The following is a 19,142-nucleotide window of genomic DNA, read 5'->3' as shown; positions in this document are numbered from 1 at the left end:
ACCAGGTGCCTCTGAATCCGTCCTGACGACAGAGGAGTACCGACCGATTGCTGTGACTCCCTGCGCCGCCGGCAAGGGCGGTCCGAAGCGGCGCAGCTAGCCCGCCGCCCCCATCCCCGCCGCATTCGGCCAACTCTGGCTGTTCGGCCACCCGGTCGCCGGCGCGGGCGTAAGCCCCGGCCCGGTCGTCCCCCGAACCTGCGCCGCCGTAAGTCCACCCCGAGCCGGCACCCCCGGCGGGGTGGGACCGGGCATCGCCGCAGCCGCGGCCGGCGCAACCGGCGACGGGAACTGCATCGGCGCGGGTGCCACAGGCGCAGGTGCCACAGGCACCGGCGCGGGCATGGGCGCGGGCATGGGCGCCGGCGCCGCGGCCGGGGCCACCGGAACCGGCGCGGGCATCGGCATACCGCCGCCCTGCGGCATCGCCTGCGGCTGAGGCGCCGCAGGCATCGGCGCCGCCATGGCCTGCGCGGCGAGCCCCGGCATGCCGGCCCCGTTCGTGGAGCTGACCAACCGGTCCACGGCCGCCGTACCCGAGCTGTAGTTGGTCCCTGTACCCAGCTCGGGTACGGCGGCTCCCCTCCTGGACCCGTAGAGCACCTGCTCCAGGCCGGACACCAGGCGACGCACGTCCACCTGGGGGCGCACCACGAGTCGCAGGAAGCGGCTGGACGAACCGATCTTGTTGCCGCACTCGCGGACCAGGATCCGGTGCTCGGTGAGCAGCCGGTCGCGGACCACGGTGCCCTCGGCGCCCACGGGGAGCCGCACGAAGAGGAAGTTGCCCTGTGACGGGTAGACCGTCAGGCCGGGCAGCTGGGCCAGGTGGCTGGCCATGTCGAGGCGGTCGCGGCGCACCTGGTGGAGGCTCTGCGCGTACTCGGCGCCGTGGTTCTTGAGCATGAACACCACGTGCTCGGCGAAGGCGTTGAGGTTCCACTTCGGCAGCATGGAGCGGACCATGCCCGCGAGGGCCGGGTTGGCGACGAGGTAGCCGAAGCGGATGCCGTGCAGGCCGAAGTTCTTGCCGAGGGAGCGCAGGACGATGACGTTCGGGCGCAGCATCGCCTCCTGGACGACCGACGGCTCCTGCTCGGCGTCGGCGAACTCCAGGAACGACTCGTCGATGATGACGAGGTCCAGGTCAGCCATGGCGTCCATGAACTGCACGAGCGCGTGCTTGTGGAGGTAGCCGCCGTCGGGGTTGTTCGGGTTGCAGATCACGGCCACCCGGGTCCCCCTGGCCCGGATGAACTCGGCGTACTGCGCGAGGTCCAGGGCGAAGCCGCTGGACTCCTGGAGCGGGAACATGTCGACCCGCTTGCCGGTCTCCATGGGCTGGTCGGTCCAGCGGCCGAACGTGGGGACGGGGATGGCGAGGGACTCACGGACCATCAGGTGGTCGATCCAGGTGATCAGCTCGGTGGAGCCGTTGCCCATCGCCACGCACTGCGGCGGAAGCTGGAGCAGGCTGCACAGTTCGGCCGTGATCGTGTCGGCGCTGCTCGGGTAGTACGTGATGATGTCCCGCAGCCGGGCCCCCATGTCCTGGAACATCTCCGGCGTCGGGAAGTACGGGTTGCAGGGAATGCAGAAGTCGACCGGACCGGCCCCGTCGCCGCCCTCACGCGTCAGCGCCGCCATCGACGGGCTGTGTGCCGCGGTGCTGCGGAACAGCGAGGTGACGTTGTCGGCCATGGAACCTCCGTAGGGGGCGGGCCCGGTGGMSACSACCGGGCCCGTCGTCTTGGGTGGCCCGCGCGGGGGAGCACGGGCCGCCCTTACATACGGAGACTGGGGTGGCGCTGTTCAACCACTGAGAAATCGGTAAGAACTTGTGTGCCACCTGTGAAGATCAGTCAGAGACGACGTCTCGGACGTCAGCGGCTGAACGAGTGGACCGTCGTCGAACGGTACGTCTGCCCAGGTCGCAGCACCGTCGAGGGGAACGACGGCTTGTTCGGCGAGTCAGGGAAGTGCTGCGTCTCCAGGCACAGTGCGTCGCCCTGCCGGTAGGTGCGGCCGGACGGGCCGACCAGGGTGCCGTCGAGGAAGTTGCCGGAGTAGAACTGCAGGCCGGGCTCGGTGCTCGCCATCCGCAGGGTGCGGCCGGAGGACGGGTCCTTCAGGGTGGCGATCCACTCGGGGCGCGGCGAGATGCCCTTGTCGAGCACCCAGTTGTGGTCGATGCCCTTGCCGTACAGCAGCTGCTGGTGAGCCTCGCGCAGGTCCTCGCCGATCGCCTTGGTGCGGCGGAAGTCGAAGGGGGTGCCCGCGACGGGGGCCAGCTCACCGGTGGGGATGAGGCCCGAGTCGACGGGGGTGTAGCGGGAGGCGTCGATCTTCAGCCGGTGGTTCTCGATCGTGCCGCTGCCCTCGCCGGCGAGGTTCCAGTAGACGTGGCTCGTGAGGTTGACGACCGTGGCCTTGTCGGTGGTGGCCTCGTAGTCGATGCGCCAGTCACCGTGCCGGGTGAGGGTGTACGTCACCTTCACCTTGAGCGTGCCCGGGTAGCCCATCTCGCCGTCGACGGACGTGTAGTACAGATGCAGGCCGACGTCCGAGCCCTTGGTGAACGGCTCGACGTCCCACACCCGCTTGTCGAAGCCCTTGGCGCCGCCGTGCAGGCTGTTGACGCCGTCGTTGACGTTGACCTGGTAGGCCTTGCCGTCGAGGGAGAACTTGCCCTTGCCGATGCGGTTGCCGTAGCGGCCGATCAGTGCGCCGAAGTACGGGCTCTTGGCGACGTAGTCCTCGATGTTGTCGAAGCCCAGGGAGACGTTGGCCAACCGGCCGCGGCGGTCCGGGATCTCCAGGGACTGCACGATGCCGCCGTAGGAGAGGACCTTCATCCGCGTGCCGCCGTTGGCCAGCGACCAGCTGTAGACCTTCGTGCCGTCGGCGAGTTTGCCGAAGAGCGACTTCACCGGCGTCCCGCCTCCCGTGGCGTGTGCGCTGCCGATGGTCGCGGCGGTGATCCCCGCCGCCGCGGCGCCGGCTATGACCGTACGTCTGCTCATGTCCATGTGCGGCTCCTGCTCAGGAAGTTGAACCGAGAGTGGAAGGGCCCCGCCTTCCGGCGGGGCCCCCTTGGACTTACGAACCGACCTTGCGCTTGTTCCACACGTCGAACCCGACCGCGGCCAGCAGCACCAAACCCTTGATGACCTGCTGCCAGTCGGTGCCGATGCCGACGAGGTTCATACCGTTGTTCAGCACGCCCAGGACCAGGCCACCGATGATCGCGCCGAGGACGGTGCCGACGCCGCCGCTCATCGACGCGCCGCCGATGAACGAGGCCGCGATCGCCTCCAGCTCGAAGTTGAGGCCGGCCTTGGGAGAGGCCGCGTTGAAGCGGGCGGCGAAGACCAGACCCGCCAGGGCCGCGAGCATGCCCATGTTCAGGAAGACCAGGAAGGTGACCTTCTTGTCCTTCACACCCGACAGCTTGGCCGCGGGCAGGTTGCCGCCGATGGCGTAGATGTGGCGGCCGATGATCGCGTTGCGCATGACGTAGCCGAAGCCGACGAGCAGCACGCCCAGGATGAGCAGCACGATCGGGGCGCCCTTGTAGCTGGCCAGCAGCATCGTCAGCGTGAGGATGGCGGCGCCGAGCGCGACCAGCTTCAGCAGGAAGAGGTTGAAGGGCGGGACGTCGAGCGAGAACTCCTGCTGGCGGCGGCGGTCACGGAACTCCTGGAAGACCACGAGCGCGATCATCGCGAAGCCGAGCAGAAGTGTGAGGTTGTGGTAGTTGGTGTCCGGGCCGACCTCGGGCAGGAAGCCGTTGGCGACCTTCTGCAGACCCTCCGGGAACGGGCCGAGGGTCTGGCCCTCCAGGAAGATCTCCGTCAGACCGCGGAAGATCAGCATGCCCGCGAGGGTCACGATGAAGGAGGGTATGCCGCCGTACGCGATGAAGAACCCTTGTGCCGCGCCCGCGAGGGCACCCATGGCGAGGCAGAGGATCACCGCCACCGGCCAGGGCAGATCGTTCCGCACCATGAACACCGCGGCCATCGAGCCGATGAACGCCGTCAGCGATCCCACCGACAGGTCGATGTGGCCCGCGATGATGACCAGCATCATGCCGATCGCGAGGATCAGGATGTAGCTGTTCTGGAGCACCAGGTTGGAGACGTTGCGCGGCAGCAGCAGGTCGCCGTCGGTCCACACCGCGAACAGCACCACGATCAGGCCGAGCGCGATCAGCATGCCGTACTGCCGCATGTTGCGGCGCAGGCCGTCCAGCACCAGCTGGAGCAGGCCGTCACCCGCGGCCCCCGAGCTCTTCCCCGGCGGCGCGGGGGCCGGGGTCTTGGCGGTCACATCCGTGCTCATCGGGTTACCTCTTTGTCCTTTGTCATCTGACGCATCAGCGATTCCTGCGAGGCCTCGGCCCGCGAGAACTCGCCGGTCAGCCGCCCCGCGGCCATCGTGTAGATGCGGTCACACATGCCGAGCAGCTCCGGCAGCTCGGAGGAGATGAAGACGACCGCCTTGCCCTGGGCGGCCAGCTGGTCGATGACCGTGTAGATCTCGTACTTGGCGCCGACGTCGATACCGCGCGTGGGCTCGTCCAGGATCAGCACGTCCGGACCCGCGAAGATCCACTTGCTGAGGACGACCTTCTGCTGGTTGCCGCCGGACAGCTTGCCCACCGGCTCGAAGACGGTCGGCGCCTTGATGTTCATGGACTTGCGGAAGGCCTCGGCGACCTGCCGCTCCTCGTGCTCGTCGACCACGCCCCGGCTGGCGACCTTGCCCAGCGCGCTGAGCGAGATGTTCCGGTTGATGGTGTCGATGAGGTTCAGGCCGTAGTGCTTGCGGTCCTCGGTGACGTACGCGATGCCGTGCTTCACCGCCTCGGGGACGGTCTTCGTACGGATCTCCTTGCCGTCCTTGAGGACCGAGCCGCCGTGGTAGCGGCCGTACGTCCGCCCGAACACGCTCATCGCGAGCTCGGTGCGGCCGGCGCCCATCAGGCCCGCGATGCCGACGATCTCCCCGCGCCGCACGGACAGTGACACATCGTCGACCACCTTGCGCTGCTGGTCGATCGGGTGGTGCACGGTCCAGTTGCGGATCTCCAGGGCCGGGGCGGTGCCCTCCTCCGGCTCGTGCGGCGTGCGGTCCGGGAAGCGGTTCTCCAGGTCCCGGCCGACCATGCCGCTGATGATCCGGTCCTCGGTGGTCTCCGGCGCCTTCACATCGAGCGTCTCGATGGTCTGGCCGTCACGGAGGATCGTCACCGAGTCGGCGACCTTGCGGATCTCGTTGAGCTTGTGGGAGATGATGATCGAGGTGATGCCCTGCTTCTTCAACTCCAGGATCAGATCCAGGAGTTTGCCGCTGTCCTCGTCGTTCAGGGCCGCGGTCGGCTCATCCAGGATGAGCAGCTTCACCTTCTTCGACAGCGCCTTCGCGATCTCCACGAGCTGCTGCTTGCCCACGCCGATGTCGGCGACACGGGTGTCCGGGTGGTCGGACAGGCCGACCCGGCGCAGCAGCTCGGTGGCGTGCCGCAGGGTCTCCCGCCAGTCGATGAACCCGCCCTTGGCGTGCTCATTGCCGAGGAAGATGTTCTCCGCGAGGGAGAGGTACGGCGACAGCGCCAGCTCCTGGTGGATGATGACGATGCCGTAGTGCTCGCTCGCCCGGATGTCCCGGAACTCGCAGACCTCTCCCTCGAAGAGGATGTCTCCCTCGTAGGTGCCGTGCGGGTGGACGCCGGAGAGGACCTTCATCAGGGTCGACTTGCCGGCGCCGTTCTCCCCGCAGATGGCGTGGACCTCGCCCTGCCGGACGGTCAGCGTGACGTCCGACAGCGCCTTGACGCCGGGAAAGGTCTTGACGATCGAGCGCATTTCCAGGACGGGTCCCGCCATGGTCGTGCCTTCCAATCAGAGTGGGCCGACGGGTTACTTGAGGTCGCTCTCCTTGATGTAGCCGGAGTCGACGACCTCCTTCTGGTAGTTGGTCTTGTCGACCGCGACCGGCTCCAGCAGGTAGGACGGGACGACCTTCGAGCCGTTGTCGTAGGTCTTGGTGTCGTTGACCTCGGGCTTCTTGTCGTTGAGCAGGGCGTCGACCATGCCCGAGGCGACCTTGGCGAGCTCGCGGGTGTCCTTGTAGACGGTCATCGACTGCTCGTCGGCGATGATCGACTTCACCGAGGCGACCTCGGCGTCCTGACCGGTGACGACCGGCAGGGGCTTGCTCTTGGACCCGTAGTCGTCCGACTTCAGCGCGGACAGGATGCCGATGGAGATGCCGTCGTACGGCGAGAGGACCGCGTCGACGCGCTCGCTCTTGTAGGCCGAGGTCAGGATGTCGTCCATGCGCTTCTGGGCGGTGCCGCCGTCCCAGCGCAGGGTGGTGACCTGGGTCAGCTTGGTCTGGCCGGAGCGGACGACGAGCTGCTTCTTGTCGATGTAGGGCTGTAGGACGTTCATCGCCCCGCCGAAGAAGTAGCGGGTGTTGTTGTCGTCGTTGGAGCCGGCGAACAGCTCGATGTTGAACGGGCCCTTCTTGGAGCCGTCCTTCAGGCCGAGCTTCTCGACCATGTAGTTGGCCTGGAGCTCGCCGACCTTCTCGTTGTCGAACGACGCGTAGTAGTCGACGTTCTCGGTGCCGAGGATCAGGCGGTCGTAGGAGATGACCGGGATGTCCGCGTCCTTGGCCTGCTGGAGCACGTTGTTCATCGACTTGTTGTCGATGGCCGCGACGATCAGCGCCTTGACGCCCTGCGTGATCAGGTTCTCGATCTGCGAGACCTGCTGGTCCGGGTCGTCCTCGCCGTAGACCAGCTTGGTCTTGTAGCCCTTGGACTCCAGGTCCTTGACGACGTTGTTGCCGTCGGCGATCCAGCGCTCGGAGGACTTGGTCGGCATCGCGATGCCGATGGTCGCGCCTTCGGAGCTGCCCGAGTCGTCCTTGGAGCCGCKCTCGCCGCTCTGGCCGCAGGCGGACAGGGTCAGGGCGAGGGATGCGGCGGAGGCTATGGCGGCGAGMGCGGCTCTGCGAGTACGCATGATCATCATCCTTGATGTGTGTGAGCAGGGCTCGGTCTGGGCGGTTGCGACGACGCGTGTCGAGGGCTGTGCGGGTACACCGAGGGTGTGTGGGATTGTGTTCGACTGCGTCTGCTTCTGTGAAGGGGGTTTGTCCGGAACGTTATGCGGGAGTTTCGAATCGCTTCAGAGTTCCGGGCAGTCGTGAACCGAGTGGCGCCATGTCGCCGTCAGCTCCGTGCCGTGCGAGCAGGTCCAATGCCAGCCGTCCGCGCCGTACGCGTTCCCGGGCGGTGGCCAGCGTCAGGTCCCGCATGTGGTGTCCGTAGGGATAGATGCCGGGGGCCTTGGAGAGCCCGAACTTCAGATAGAGCGGTGCGCCACGCCGGATCAGCTCGGCGACCTCGTACATCCGCACATAGCCGCCGAGATCGTCGGGGGCCTCGATGTACATGTCCATGGGGGCGGCGGAGACCCGCCGTATCTCGGTGAGGTGATCGAGCGTCAGATCGCTGGGCACGTTGACCGAGTCCGCGCCCAACTGCTCGTACACCGCGTACGCGGCGGGATTGACGGGCCCGATCAGCGCGCTCACCTTGAGAGTCGTGTCGGCCGGGATGATCCCGGCGACCCGCGCCCGGTGCAGCGTCCACAGCACGCCCTCGTCGGCGACGAGCAGGCACTTGACGCCCAACTCCGTGGCCCGTACGGCGTCTTCGACGCAGCCGGCGACGGCGTCATGGCCGCGTGCGCGCAGTCCGGCCCCCCGCGAGTCGGTGCGCGTGGAGCCGCCGATGTCCCAGGTGCCGCGCGGGCCGGTGAACAGGCAGAGCTCGATGTCGCGTTCGGCGGTGGCCTCGACCATCTCGGTGATCTCGGTATCGGTCAGCATCCACACGCCGCTGCCCTGACTGATCCGGTGGACCGGCACGTCGAGCAGCGAGGCTTCCTTCAGGACGACGGCCAGCGCTTCGGGACCCTCGCACGAGGGGATCTCGGTGCGCCAGCGGCCGCCGCCCGGGAACGTGTGGGGCGAGGCGTCGGCGGGGGAGAGGTCGGGCGCGGCCAGGCCGAGGGCGGCGAGAACCTGCTCACCGGGGCGGCGGGCTGCGGAAGCGTCGGTCACAAGCTGTCCTTCTTGTTCGAAATATCGGACGAGGTTCGCGGCTCGGGGTGTGCGGGGCTTTGGGTGTACGCCGGTACGGGGACCGTCAGGTTGCCCCCGTACCGGCGTACGGCTGAGGGGGCCTCAGGGGCGAAGGAGGACCTTGCCCACCTTCGGATCGCCGGACCCGACGAGCTCGATCGCCTGCGGGAACTCCGTCAGCGGCAGCTCGTGCGTGACCAGCGGCAGCGGATCGAGCAGCCCGGCCGCGAACACGCGCACCGTGTGCGCCCAGGCGTCCGGCGGCGCCCCGAAGACGGTGTGCACCTCCAGCTGCCGTACGACGAGATCGGTCGGGTCGAGCCCCTGCGCACCCGGCGCCGGGATCCCGGTGAGGACCAGCCGCCCGCCGCGCCTGAGCAGGGCTGCGGACACGCGCGCGGCGTCGGCGGACCCGGCGGTCTCGATGACGACGTCGAAGTCGCCCGGGAGCTCCTGGTCCTTGGTGCGGAAGTCGGTGGCGCCGTACTGCCGCGACAGCGCCTCGCGGTCGCGCCGGGTGCCCACCACGAGCAGCTCGGCCGGCGAGCCCGCCTTCAGGAACTGGACGGCGAACATCCCGAGCGTCCCGGTACCGACCACGGCCACCCGCTCACCCGGCAGCGCGTTCGCCTTGAGCGCGGCGGCGGCGATACAGGCCGCCGGCTCAAGCAGGGCGGCCGCGGTGAGGTCGCAGCCGTCCGGCAGGACGTGCAGCAGCCGGGCAGGAAGCGTCAGAGTGGCCGCCATGGCGCCCGGCTGGGTGAACCCGGTCTCCTCGTACCCCGCACCGCACAGCGTGGTCTCACCGGCGTGACAGCGGTCGCAGACCTGGCAGTTGCGGAAGCCCTCGCCGACGACCTTGCGGCCGACGAGCGAGTCCGGCACCCCGGCGCCGACGGCGGCGACGGTCCCGGACCACTCGTGGCCCGGCGTGAGCGGGTAACGGACGTACCCCTCGGGCCGGTTGCCCTGGTACACCTCGCGGTCGCTGCCGCAGATGCCGACCGCGTGGACGCGCACCAGCGCCTCACCGGCCTCCGGCTCGCGCGGCGTGTGCTCGGTGAGCCGGTGCTCGCCGGGCGCCTCGATGACGACGGCGGTGCTCACTGCGCGCCCTTGGGCTTGCGCTGCTCCCAGCCCTCGGCCCACAGGTCGAACCGGGCCTGCTGCTGCGGGAACTCGGCGGCGGCGTCGGCGTCGAACTCGACCCCGAGGCCGGGGGCGTCGGAGAGGTGGAAGTAGCCGTCCTCCGGGTTCACCTGCGGGGCGCCCTTGACGACCTTCTTGATCTCCGCGTCGGCGAAGTCGTTGAAGTGCTCCAGGATCTTGAAGTTCGGGGAGGTGAAACCGACCTGGAGCGACGCGGCGGTCAGGACCGAGCCGCCCACGTTGTGCGGGGCGACCAGCACGTAGTGGGCCTCGGCGGTCGCGGCGAGCTTGCGCGTCTCCCAGATGCCGCCGATGTGACCGACGTCGGGCTGGATGATGTCGACGGCCTGGCTCTCGAAGAGCTCACGGAACTCGATGCGGTCGTGAATGCGCTCACCGGTGGCGACCGGGATGTCGACCTTGGCGGCGACCTTCTCCAGCGCCTTCAGGTTCTCCGGCGGGCAGGGCTCCTCCAGCCAGGCGGGCTTGAAGGGGGCCAGCTCGCGCGCGAGCCGTACGGCGGTGGCGGGGGAGAAGCGGCCGTGCATCTCCAGCATCAGCTCGGCGTCGGGGCCGATGGCGTCCCGCACGGCCTCGATGAGGGAGACGGCGTACAGGGTCTGCTCGTGGTCGAGCTCGAAGTGCCCGGTGCCGAAGGGGTCGATCTTGAGCGCCTTGTACCCGCGCTCCATCACGCCCTGGGCGGCCTTGTGGTACGCCTCCGGGGTCCGCTCCGTCGTGTACCAGCCGTTGGCGTACGCCTTGACCTTGTCGGTGACCTTGCCGCCCAGCAGCTGCCAGACGGGCACCCCGAGGGCCTTGCCCTTGATGTCCCAGCACGCCATCTCGATCACGGCGATACCGGACATCACGATCTCGCCGGCCCGCCCGTAGTCGCCGTACTTCATGCGCCGCACGAGGTCCTCGACAGCGAACGGGTCCGATCCCAGAATGTGGTTGGCCTCGGCCTCCCGCAGATAGCCGATCAGCGCGTCGGTGTGGCCCAGCATCCGGGTCTCGCCGACTCCGGTCAGCCCTTCGTCGGTGTGCACCAGGACGTAGGTCAGGTTGCGCCACGGCGTCCCGACCACGTGTGTGCTGATTCCGGTGATGCGCACGGCAGTTGCCCCTTGCTGCGTCGTCGGCTTCTTCGGTGTCGCATCCGAGCGTGTTCGAAATTTCGACACACGTTCGAAATGCTGACGTGACAGTAGGGAGGGCGTGGTGGGGGTGTCAATGGGTCGAACGCATAACGGTTTCGACACCGCTTTCGATACGGATTTCGGGCACCCCGTCGCGGAGCGTGGGGGGCGTCTCTGGCGTGTCGTGGCATATCCGTCAACTCGCCATGCGGGAACGGTTTGTTTCGTACAGAACTTTCACAGCTGTGACTAGGAACTGTGCGTCTGTGGAACCTAGTCTTCCCGCGTCATGGACTACTGCCACCCGTGCCGACGGCACCTGAATGGCGCCCTCGCCTGCCCGGGGTGCGGCGCCACGGTCGAACATCGCCCGGTGTACGCCAGTGCCCCGAACGAGGCGTACCCGCAGATGGCCGACCGGACCGCGGCAGCCGCGGCGTACCAGGGCTCGTACCAGGGGTACGAGGGGCAGTACGGCGGCGGTTACGGCGCGGACGGATACGGCGGGCAGTACGACGAGCCGGGCCCTCAGGAGACCGAGGCGGCCGCTGACGCCGCCGACGCTCCGGAGGCCGAGTCCGTCGCCTCGGCCGCACCGGTCGGCGGGCGGGCCGCGCGGCGGGCGGCGCAACGCCGAGGCCGTGGCCGCAGGCGCGGTGCCGACGAGTACGCCGAGAGCCACGAGTACGCCGAGAGCCACGAGTACGCCGAGAGTGACGCGTACGACGAGAGTGACGCGTACGACGACGAGGACGACGCCGACCTGGACGAGGAGTCCGAGGCGGGCGGCGCGAGCCGTCGCGATCGCAAGGCCGCCGCGCACCGGCGCCGCCGTCGCCGGGTCCTGCTGATCGCCGCAGGATTCGTCCTGGCCGCCGGAGGCCTGAGCCTGGCGGAACTCGGCATGGACGCCCCGGGCAAGAGCGCCAGTCCGGCCGCCGCCGGGGACGAGTCCGCGGAGGGCGCTGCCGAGGCCGAGGTGTCGCCCTCGCCGGACGCGACGGAGGGCACCACGGGAGCGGACGCGGACAATCCGTCGAAGGACCCCTCGGCATCCCCTTCGGTCTCCAAGTCCCCCAAGGACAAGAAGGACGAGGACAAGGACGGGACCCCGTCGAAGGACCCCCAGTCGTCGGCGACCGGCGGCGGCTCCGGTCCGTCCACTTCGGACCCGGCTCCCACCCCCACCGCCGAGGACCCGGCACCGACGACGGAACCGACCACCTCCGACCCGACTCCGGACCCGTCGCCGTCGGAGACGTGCAACCGGTTCCTGTGGTGGTGCACGTAAGCCGTTCACGTTCGCCAATCCGGACGATCGTGACCGCGTGAGGTGCGGCTGCCCGTGAACGCCAGCCGCCGCAGGGCCCGCCAGTCGACCGGCGGCCTGCTTCCGGGTACCCCCGGCCGCTCGCGAGGTACCCGCACGCGCAGGGCGCCGGGCAGGATGCGGCACACGACGGGGGTGGGCAGCAGCAGCGCCTCGCCGTCGACGCCGACGGGGATGTCGGGAGCGTCGGCGTCGATCACCACCTCGGTCGCGGCCAGCGCGGTCAGCCCGCGTGCCTGCTGGCCGCGCAGCAGACCGGCCGCCTCGGCGGCGTTGTCCACGCTGACGCCGAGCACACCGAGGGCACCGGAGTCCAGCCGCGGCCGCCGGCCGAGACCCGCCGCATCGCCCAACTGGTAGGGATTGTTGCTGATCAGCACCCCTTGGGGAGCGTCGATGGCCACGTGCCCCGCCCGCACGGTCAGCCGTGGGCCGGCGTCATGGGTCAGCAGATCCGGGAGCTCCCGAAGGATGGTCCTCACCTTGTCGTCGCGGTAGGCGGGGCTCTGCACCACCACCGCGTACGCCCCGAAGGACGCGGTGTTCACGAACACGCGGTCACCGATCAGGCCGAGGTCGATGCGCAGTTCGACCCCGTCGGTCAGCGCGTCGAGGCAGGCCGACGGATCCTCCCGGTCCAGGCCGAGGTCCATGGCGAAGTGGTTGCGGGTGCCGGCCGAGATCACCACGAAGGGCAGACCCCGCTCGGCGGCCACGCCCGCGACCAGCGCCTGCGTGCCGTCCCCGCCGGCGACCCCGAGCAGGTCGGCGCCCTCGGCCACGGCCCGGCGGGCGAGTTCCCCGACGTCCTGGGGATGCGCCGGATCCAGTACGGCGACCTCGGCGCCCCGCTCCCGGGCCTTGGCCACGAGGTCGAACCTGCCGACCTTCCCGCCGCCCGAGCGCGGGTTCATGATGAGGAACGGCGCCTCGGCCTTCGGCGCCGGACGGTGCTCGGTCCGTGGACGGTCGGCGTCCGCGGCGAGGGCGGCCCGCCCGATCAGCGCCGCGACGGCCCACAGTGCGAGGGCCGACAGCACGGGCCACAGCAGGCCCACCGTCGAGTAGGCCAGCAGCACCGCGGCCGGTGTCAGCAGCGCGAGGACGGCGGCCAGCATCCGGATCAGGCCGCGACGGGAGAGGGTCCACCACAGCGCCGCGGCCGTCGCGCCGAGCCCGGCCAGGCCCACGAGGAGCAGCGCGATGCTCTTGACCCCGGCCGCCGTCAGCAGCAGCGCGATCGCACCGGCCGCGACCAGCAAGGCCAGCCGCGCCGTCCACCGTTGCCCCGCGGCACCGGACCGATCGGCCGTGCCGGACGCCCGGCCCACCTTCCGCATACCGACCACAGAGGCATCCCACCGCCCGCGCCCCGGCTCCGCATCACCTGCTCCGGGTGATCCGGCCGCGTCCGCGCGCCACGCCGGGCCTCGGGACCGGCCCGGCGGTCAGGCCTGCGCGCCCAGCATCCGCCGCAGCAGATCCCGCAGGGACAACCGCTCCTCCTCGGAGAGCCCCGCGAGCGGCTCCCGGGCGAAACGCAGGGAATCCCGCAGGCCACGGGCCACCTGGCGGCCCTCGTCGGTGACGGCCGCCAGCTTGACCCGCCGGTCCGCCGGGTCCGGGCGGCGCTCCACCAGGCCCCGTGCCTCCAGGCGGTCCACGATCCCGGTCACGTTCGACGGCTCGCAGCGCAGCCGCTGTGCCAGCTTCCGCATCGGCAGCGGCTCCAGCGACAGCAGGGTCAGCAGCCGTGCCTGTGCGCCGGTCAGGCCGTGCTCGCCGGCGGCCTCCTCGTACTCCTCGTGGTAGCGGGCCACGACCGCGCCGATCAGGTCGACGACTTCGAGGGTCAGCTCATCCGGACGGCGGATCTTGTGTGGAGTGGCCATGGTCTCAGGGTAACCCCGTTACTTGACATCCTGAAATATTCAGTAGCATGGTTGTTTCAGATGCTGAAGTAAAAATACCCGTACCGAAAGGCGCACCCCCCATGAGCAACCGCGAGTGGCACCTCCTCTCCCGCCCCGTCGGCTGGCCCAAGGACGAGGACTTCGCCCTGGTCGAGACCGAGGTGCCGACGCCCGGCGAGGGTCAGGTGCTCGTACGGAACAAGTACCTCTCCGTCGACCCGTACATGCGTGGACGCATGTCGGCCGCCAAGTCCTACGTCGCCCCCTTCGAGCTCGGCAAGGTCATGCAGGGCGGCGCCGTGGGCGAGGTCGTCGCCTCCAACGCCGAGGGCATCGCGGTCGGCGACCACGTTCTGCACTTCTTCGGCTGGCGCGAGTTCGCGGCCATGGACGCGAAGGCCGCCGTCAAGGTCGACCCGGATGCCGCCCCGCTGAGCACCTACCTCGGCGTCCTCGGCATGACCGGCCTGACCGCCTACGCGGGCCTGCTGCGGGTCGGCGCCTTCAAGGAGGGCGACGCCGTCTTCGTGTCGGGCGCCGCGGGTGCCGTCGGCAGCCAGGTCGGCCAGATCGCCAAGCTCAAGGGTGCCTCGCGGGTCATCGGGTCCGCCGGCTCGGACGAGAAGGTCAAGCTCCTCGTCGAGGAGTACGGCTTCGACGCCGCGTTCAACTACAAGAACGGCCCGGTCTGGGAGCAGCTCAAGGAGGCCGCCCCGGACGGCATCGACGTCTACTTCGACAACGTCGGCGGCGAGCACCTGGAGGCCGCGATCGGCGCGCTCAACCTCGGCGGCCGGGCCGTGATCTGCGGCATGATCTCCCAGTACAACTCGACCGAGCCGACCCCCGGCCCGAGCAACATGGTCAAGATCCTGCAGAACCGGCTCCGCGTCGAGGGCGTTCTGGTCGGCGACCACTACGACCTCCAGCCGGAGTTCGTCCAGGAGGTCGGCCCCTGGGTCGCCTCGGGGCAGCTCAAGTACCGCGAGACGGTCGTCGAGGGCGTCGAGAACAACCTGGAGGCGTTCCTCGGGGTTCTGCGCGGCGACAACATCGGAAAGATGGTCGTCAAGCTCTGACGTCCCCGGCCGCCTTCTCCAACTTTCCGGTATGCGGTAACTTCTTTCCGAAACCGTCGTCGATCGTGGGCGCGAGTCGCGGCGGACCGAGGAGGAGAAGACACCGCATGTCCATCCAGCAGAGCGATGTCCTGTACACCGCCGTCGCCACCGCCGAGAACGGTCGCGACGGCCGTGTCGCCACCGACGACGGCAAGCTCGACGTCGTCGTGAACCCGCCCAAGGAGATGGGCGGCAGCGGCGCCGGCACCAACCCGGAGCAGCTGTTCGCGGCCGGCTACAGCGCCTGCTTCCAGGGCGCCCTGGGCGTCGTCGCCCGCCAGGAGCAGGCCGACATCTCCGGCTCGACCGTCACCGCGAAGGTCGGCATAGGCAAGAACGACGACGGCTTCGGGATCATCGTCGAGATCTCGGCGGCCATCCCGAACGTCGACGCCGCCACGGCCCGGGACCTGCTTGAGAAGGCTCACCAGGTTTGCCCGTACTCGAAGGCGACGCGCGGAAACATCAGCGTGACGCTGGTCTGACACCGTTCGTTGTATGACGGAGGCCGCACCCCTGGACGTGGGGTGCGGCCTCTGTGTCGTCGGGACAGTGGCTGTTGGTGGGCCGTTGCCCGGCGTCGGTGTGGGTTCAGCTCGCCAGCGCTGCGCTGTGTGCCGCCCTCACCAACCGTTCGTTCTCCTGTGCCGCTCCGCCCGGGAAGGCGCAGCGGCGGCGGGTGTAGCCGTAGGCCAGACCGCTGCGGGGGTCCGCGAGGGCCTGGGAGCCGCCGGCGCCGCTGTGGCCGAAGGTGCCGGCGCCGAGGAAGGGGTACAAGGTGTCGGAGAGCGCCTGGAAGCCCAGGGCGTAGGACCTGTGGATCCGGGCGACCAGGTCGTAGCCGGTGGAGTGGATCTGGCCCACCTCGGCGATCGTGTCCGGCTTCAGCAGGGGCGGGCGCCTCTCCACCTCACTGATCGCCGCCGCGTACATCCCGGCCAGCCCGCGCGCGGAGGCGACGCCGCCCGCCGACGCCGGTCCGCTCGCGCGCACGGCACGGGAGTTGGGGTAGTCGGCCAGCTCGCCCGGATCCGGCACATGCGTGTTGTAGGCGATCGAGGCCAGCGTGTGCGGCCCCGTAGGAGTCGCGTCCAGCACCGCCTGCTGCTCCGGCGTCGGCGCCATCGGCTGCACGGAGCGATACCGGGGCTCCAGCTCCTCGGGCAGCCCGAGGTGGAAGCCCAGGCCGTACGGGGCCCGGATCCGCTCCTCGTAGATCTCCTGGAGTGAACGGCCCGTCGCCCGCCGCACCACCTCGCCGGAGAGCGCGCCGATCACGAGCGCGTGGTAGCCGAAGGCCGTGCCGGGGCGCCAGAACGGCCGCTGGTCGGCGAGGCGTTCGGCGATGGCGCGGTCGTCGGCGATCTCGTCCCGGGTGAACCCGGCGTCAAGACCGACCAGCCCGGCCCGGTGCGAGAGCAGCTCGCGCAGCGTGATGCCGGCCTTGCCCTCGGCCCCGAACTCCGGCCAGTAGTACGTCACCTTCCGGTCCGGCTCCAGCGTGCCCTCCTGGATGAGCAGCGCGACCACGAGGTGCGCGGCGCCCTTGGTGGAGGAGAACACGCCGTAGAGGGAGTCGGCCTCGCAGCCGTCACCGGCCCACAGGTCGACGACCTTCCGGCCGTGTACGTAGGCGCACAACTGTCCTTCGTAGTCGGGGAGTTCCCCCGCCACGAACGCGGCGAACTCGTCCCGTACGGCCTCGAAGCCGTCCGCGACCGTGCCGTGGATCCCCTGCGTCATCCGCTCTCCTCATCTGCTGCCACTGGCCTGGGCCATGCCGAACAACGCCCTTCCCACCTGGGCGAATTCCCCCTTCGGGTGATCCCTGAACAACGGCTCGGTGCCGAACAGGACCGCCCGCGCGCCGCTGACCACCGCGGCCCGCCCCGCCGCGTCCGAGGGCCCGCCGGAGCCGTCCTGCGACGGCCGCCAGTGCCCGGAGAGAAGCGGATTCCCGGTCGCGTACGCCTGCTCCACCCGGACGTCCGGACCGAGGTCGGTGAACCACACGGGCGCGTAGACGAAGCCGTGCGAGGGGGCGCCGCGCATCAGGGCACTGCCCGAGTTCGCCACGCGCACCACGCCGTTGGCGTCCCCGTTGCCCTCGACCGGCTTCACGGCGAGCAGTCCGGCCGCCGCGTTGAGTGCGGCACCGGTGGCACCCCGCCCGACCAGGGCGTGCCGGTCGAGGAAGGCGTCGAGTGCCGTGCGGGCCGCGGGGCTCAGGCCGTCGTGGTCCAGTCCGGCCGACACGAACAGCACGTCCGCCGACGACCAGTCGAACCCGGCGTTCAACACGGCCGTCGACACCGGAGTGACCTCGAAGTTCATCTCCCGCAACGCCAGCAGCTCACCCGGTGTGACAGCCGCGGCGACGCGGGTGCGGTGCAGCGGCGTGATGCCCCTGGCGGTGGTGGCGTCGAAGGCGACGTCGTACGTTTTCGCGGCCGCCGCGGCCTTGGAACGCGCCGACGCCGGGATGATCACACTTGCGTCGGCTGCCTGTCGTACCGAAACCCCCTGCCGCAGAAGGGAGTTGACGGCCGCGATCTCGCGCGGGTCGTCCAGGCGCAGGCGCAGGTCGCCGCGCGGGGCGACGTACGCCACGCGGGTGGCGGCCGACACGGGCCGCAGCGGCGCGGCGGCGAGGCTCCCGCGTGTCACGGGCGCGACCGTCGCGCCCCACAGGCGGCCCAGACTCCAGCCCGAGATGTCGTACATCACCGACACCTTGTCGCTGATGTCCCGCCCGTCGGCGAGCAGCACGTTCGCCAGACCGCGCTTGGGCTGGCGCAGGTCGACGACGTAACTGCCCTTCGCGTACGTCCGTCCGCCGAGCCGGAAGGAGTGCAGCGCCCGCGTGACACGGACGTCGTTGGCGAGGAGGTGGTCGACGAGGCGGGCGGCGGCGGTGGCGGAGCGCTGGGCACCGGTGCCGGCCGGGATGACGTAGGCGCGGGGGAAGGTCGTCGTGTAGACGTCCTCGGGGCCGATGCCGGGGACGCCCGGGACGGTCTCCTCGGACACCGGCACCTGCGCGGCGCCCGCGGCTCCCCGCCGGAAGACCTCGATCTGGTCGGCGACCAGTGAGGTGCGCCTCGCCTGCACGAAGTCGAGGGTGGCACGCAGGGCGGCCCCGGCGACGTCCACGTTGATCGCGGAGCGGCGGCGCAACTCGGCGGTCGGCAGGGTGTCGTACTCCTCGTTGTTCACCGGCAGCGGGATCTCCACCGTGTGCGCGGCGACCGTGCCGTGGAAGGCCGCGTACTGCGGGGTGAAGATCGGCGGCCAGTCGTCCCAGCCCTCCTGCTGGTCCCGGAACGGGATCTGCGCGGGCTCGACGCCGTCCTTCTCGGCCGTGTAGCCGAGTCCGTTGACGGCGGCCTCCATGCCGAGGGCGTTGGCGTAGGTGTTCTTCAGGAACAGGTCGTACTCGTAGTTCTCGCCGTGCGGGGGAGTCGTGGGCTCGATGAGGGTGCCGTTGACGTAGCCGTGCAGGTCGAGCATGACGGCCGGCTGCTTGTCGATCTGGATCTGCCGCATCGCCCGCACCTCGGGCTGCGAGGCGGTGACGAAGTCCCGGTTCATGTCGAAGCCGTTGGCATTCGTACGCGTTCCGGCGATACGGCCGTCCGGATTGGCGGTGATGTTGAAGTAGAGGCGGCTGTGGGCGAGCAGATCTCGCGTCCTGCCGTCGTTGGCGGTGGCGAGCCGCTCGATGAGCTTGAGGGAGGCGTCGGTGCCTTCCCACTCGTTGCCGTGGATGTTGTTGTTGAAGAAGACAGGGGCTTTGTAGGTCTTCTTGAGCGCCGGGGACTTGGCGGCGAGGGCGGGCGCGCTCTCGATGAGCTCGCGCATGCGCGCCTGGGCGCGGGCCTGGCGGGCGCTCTCCGGGGCGGTGACCGTGACGAGATAGAGCCGGTGCCCGCCGGCCGACCGGCCCGCGACCTCGACGCTCACCCGCTCGCCGAGCGCCTGGAGGGCGTTCAGCCTCGGCGCGATGGCGTGGTACGGGGTGAGGCCGAGCTTGATGGACTTGTCGGCCGGGTTCTCGGGATCGGGGGCGAGGACCTGCCGGCGCGGGTAGCCGCGGCTGTCGTCGCCGAGCACCGCCTCGGCGGCGGCCTCGGAGTCCGCCCCGGCGGCGAGGGCCCGCTGGGCCGCGCTCACCGGCGTCCGCGCGGCATGCCCGTCGAGCGCGGCCTCGCGGTGGACCGGGGGCCGGGGCTCGGCGACGACAGCCGCGGCTACCCGCGCCGGCAGGTCCTCGCCCCCGATCCCGAGAACCCGGCCGACAAGTCCATCAAGCTTTTTTTTTTTC

Annotated in this window: 15 protein-coding genes; 3 read left to right on the top strand and 12 right to left on the bottom strand. The window is 69.9% G+C overall.

The window, feature by feature from the left end; all coding sequences use genetic code 11:
* Positions 1–96: 96 nt before the first annotated feature.
* The 8 genes from EAO75_RS32955 to EAO75_RS32920 form a co-directional block, all read right to left on the bottom strand.
* Positions 97–1,701 carry a pyridoxal phosphate-dependent aminotransferase gene (locus tag EAO75_RS32955; RefSeq protein ID WP_147998834.1) on the bottom strand — a complete coding sequence of 535 codons (1,605 nt, stop codon included), beginning with the start codon at positions 1,699–1,701 and terminating at the stop codon, positions 97–99.
* Between the two features lie 182 nt (positions 1,702–1,883).
* Positions 1,884–3,029: an aldose epimerase family protein gene (locus tag EAO75_RS32950; RefSeq protein WP_147998833.1), complete on the bottom strand. Its 1,146-nt coding sequence runs from the start codon at positions 3,027–3,029 to the stop codon at positions 1,884–1,886.
* Between the two features lie 70 nt (positions 3,030–3,099).
* Positions 3,100–4,344, bottom strand: coding sequence for a multiple monosaccharide ABC transporter permease (gene mmsB / locus EAO75_RS32945; RefSeq protein WP_147998832.1), 1,245 nt, complete (start codon positions 4,342–4,344; stop codon positions 3,100–3,102).
* Positions 4,341–5,891: a multiple monosaccharide ABC transporter ATP-binding protein gene (mmsA, locus tag EAO75_RS32940; protein ID WP_147998831.1), complete on the bottom strand. Its 1,551-nt coding sequence runs from the start codon at positions 5,889–5,891 to the stop codon at positions 4,341–4,343. Before mmsA ends, mmsB begins: the two co-directional genes overlap by 4 nt.
* A 33-nt stretch (positions 5,892–5,924) precedes the next feature.
* Positions 5,925–7,037 carry a multiple monosaccharide ABC transporter substrate-binding protein gene (gene chvE / locus EAO75_RS32935; RefSeq protein WP_410092504.1) on the bottom strand — a complete coding sequence of 371 codons (1,113 nt, stop codon included), beginning with the start codon at positions 7,035–7,037 and terminating at the stop codon, positions 5,925–5,927.
* Positions 7,038–7,179: 142 nt separating this feature from the next.
* Positions 7,180–8,142 (bottom strand): hypothetical protein, encoded by a 963-nt coding sequence (locus EAO75_RS32930; RefSeq protein WP_147998829.1) that lies wholly within the window; start codon positions 8,140–8,142, stop codon positions 7,180–7,182.
* A gap of 123 nt (positions 8,143–8,265) precedes the next feature.
* Complete coding sequence (locus tag EAO75_RS32925; protein WP_147998828.1) at positions 8,266–9,270, bottom strand: zinc-dependent alcohol dehydrogenase; 1,005 nt, start codon at positions 9,268–9,270, stop codon at positions 8,266–8,268.
* Entirely contained in the window at positions 9,267–10,430 is a 1,164-nt protein-coding gene (locus EAO75_RS32920) for a mandelate racemase/muconate lactonizing enzyme family protein (protein ID WP_147998827.1), read from the bottom strand. The genes EAO75_RS32925 and EAO75_RS32920 overlap by 4 nt, the downstream gene beginning before the upstream one ends.
* A 397-nt stretch (positions 10,431–10,827) precedes the next feature.
* Here EAO75_RS32920 and EAO75_RS46150 point away from each other — a divergent pair, with 397 nt between their 5' ends.
* On the top strand, positions 10,828–11,745 hold the full coding sequence (locus EAO75_RS46150; RefSeq protein ID WP_187284678.1) for a hypothetical protein: 918 nt from the start codon (positions 10,828–10,830) through the stop codon (positions 11,743–11,745).
* A gap of 5 nt (positions 11,746–11,750) precedes the next feature.
* Here EAO75_RS46150 and EAO75_RS32910 read toward each other — a convergent pair whose 3' ends face one another.
* Both EAO75_RS32910 and EAO75_RS32905 read right to left on the bottom strand, forming a co-directional pair.
* Entirely contained in the window at positions 11,751–13,124 is a 1,374-nt protein-coding gene (locus tag EAO75_RS32910; RefSeq protein ID WP_147998826.1) for a diacylglycerol/lipid kinase family protein, read from the bottom strand.
* A 108-nt stretch (positions 13,125–13,232) separates the two neighbouring features.
* The gene (locus EAO75_RS32905) at positions 13,233–13,676 is read right to left on the bottom strand and encodes a MarR family winged helix-turn-helix transcriptional regulator (RefSeq protein WP_147998825.1); all 444 of its coding nucleotides are present in this window, start codon (positions 13,674–13,676) and stop codon (positions 13,233–13,235) included.
* Between the two features lie 101 nt (positions 13,677–13,777).
* Here EAO75_RS32905 and EAO75_RS32900 point away from each other — a divergent pair, with 101 nt between their 5' ends.
* Positions 13,778–14,776: an NADP-dependent oxidoreductase gene (locus tag EAO75_RS32900; RefSeq protein ID WP_147998824.1), complete on the top strand. Its 999-nt coding sequence runs from the start codon at positions 13,778–13,780 to the stop codon at positions 14,774–14,776.
* 107 nt (positions 14,777–14,883) lie between these two features.
* Positions 14,884–15,303 (top strand): organic hydroperoxide resistance protein, encoded by a 420-nt coding sequence (locus tag EAO75_RS32895; RefSeq protein WP_147998823.1) that lies wholly within the window; start codon positions 14,884–14,886, stop codon positions 15,301–15,303.
* 106 nt (positions 15,304–15,409) lie between these two features.
* On the opposite strand, the gene EAO75_RS32890 is transcribed toward EAO75_RS32895, so the two are convergent.
* Positions 15,410–16,561 (bottom strand): serine hydrolase domain-containing protein, encoded by a 1,152-nt coding sequence (locus EAO75_RS32890; RefSeq protein WP_147998822.1) that lies wholly within the window; start codon positions 16,559–16,561, stop codon positions 15,410–15,412.
* 9 nt (positions 16,562–16,570) lie between these two features.
* Positions 16,571–19,084 carry a M14 family zinc carboxypeptidase gene (locus EAO75_RS32885; RefSeq protein ID WP_147998859.1) on the bottom strand — a complete coding sequence of 838 codons (2,514 nt, stop codon included), beginning with the start codon at positions 19,082–19,084 and terminating at the stop codon, positions 16,571–16,573.
* Positions 19,085–19,142: the final 58 nt, after the last annotated feature.

This window comes from Streptomyces sp. UW30, assembly GCF_008042075.1.
Classification (GTDB): domain Bacteria; phylum Actinomycetota; class Actinomycetes; order Streptomycetales; family Streptomycetaceae; genus Streptomyces.
This window is presented reverse-complemented; position numbering and strand designations above follow the sequence as displayed.